The following is a 1,405-nucleotide window of genomic DNA, read 5'->3' on the forward strand; positions in this document are numbered from 1 at the left end:
TAGATGATTTATATTCCTTCCCTGATTTAGGTCAAGAAAACACATCAGCAGTGGCGCCATCTGAAAATGCAGATACAGAAATCAATTCAGTAACAGATGAAACTGAAGAAGAAGTTGTTGAATCAACAAGTTTTGATGAAGCGCCAGAGACTCAAGGCGCTGAGTTTGAATCGGAGCAAGAAGTTGATGAAGAACTTGCCTCTGATGAAGTGATTACTGAAAAGTCTGAACCATCAATTAATGAGGAAACTTTTATTAAAGAAGCAACTATTGCTGAAGTAGAAGTTGAATCAGAAGAAGCGGCTGAAACCGCTGTTCAAGCGGACCAAGACTTAGAATTGGTAGATGAAGACTTCAAAGATGTGGAACATGTAGCTGAATACCTGATTGACGTGTTGGCATCCTACCTAGTAGACGCCAATATTGAAGTTGAGGACCGTGGTCGTACTGTTATTTACAATATCCAAACTGATAAAAAAGGCTTGGTTATTGGTAAACACGGGAAGATCATTAATTCCTTAGAGACACTTGCTCAAGTGATGACCCACCAATATGTGCGCCCACATGTCAAAGTGATTGTAAATGTCGGCAACTATCGGGAAAGACGTCAAGAAACATTAGCGAGATTAGCACGTAAAACAGCGGACCAAGTAGCCAAGTCAAGACAACCTGTTTTCTTGGACCCACTACCTGCTGCTGAACGGAAAATTATCCACGCGCAATTGGCTAGATATTCATATATTGCGACCCATTCTGAAGGGAAAGAACCACATAGATACCTAGTTGTGTCTTACAAAGACTAAAATATTAACAGCAAACGACCCCCATTATCACTAAATAATGAGGGTCGTTTTTTATTATCACTTTATAATATCTTATTTTCTTAAATAAATTGCCCCAGATTCACATCATATAGCCCATTATCTGTGAGCCGTAATTCTGGAATGACCGTTAAGGCAATGAAGGATAGGGTCATAAATGGGTCGATAGATTCAGGCACACCAAGTGTTCTAGCATGAGCCACCATCTTATTTAATTGCGCTTGTACCGTTTTACCTGACTGAATACTGATAATACCAGCCAATTCTAGTGGTAAGGCTGCAACAATTTCTCCCTTAGAAGCAATCACATAACCTCCCTGAATACGGTCCAATTCTTTCACAGCCAGTAGTATATCCGCGTCATTATCGCCCACAACCGTAATATTATGCGCATCATGGGACACACTAGTCGCAATCGCGCCATTTTCAATATTATAGCCCTTAATCGCGCTCACACCGATACCACCCGAATGACCGTGACGTTCAATCACACAAGCTTTATTGAAGTCCTTATTGGCTTCAAATTTACCTTCTACACTAGGTAATATCTCTTCAGATCCTCTTGTCAAAATGGATTGTGCCAT

Annotated in this window: 2 protein-coding genes; one reads left to right on the top strand and one right to left on the bottom strand. The window is 40.5% G+C overall.

The features are described 5' to 3' along the window. The coding region (jag, locus tag ACRCJ0_RS14090; RefSeq protein ID WP_431390859.1) for an RNA-binding cell elongation regulator Jag/EloR at positions 1 to 803 on the top strand (803 nt) is incomplete at its 5' end. Positions 804 to 883: 80 nt separating this feature from the next. Here jag and ACRCJ0_RS14095 read toward each other — a convergent pair. Then, positions 884 to 1,405: adenine deaminase C-terminal domain-containing protein (locus tag ACRCJ0_RS14095; RefSeq protein ID WP_431390860.1), on the bottom strand; the 522-nt coding region annotated here is incomplete at its 5' end.

It is taken from the genome of Aerococcus sp. L_32 (genome assembly GCF_050689315.1).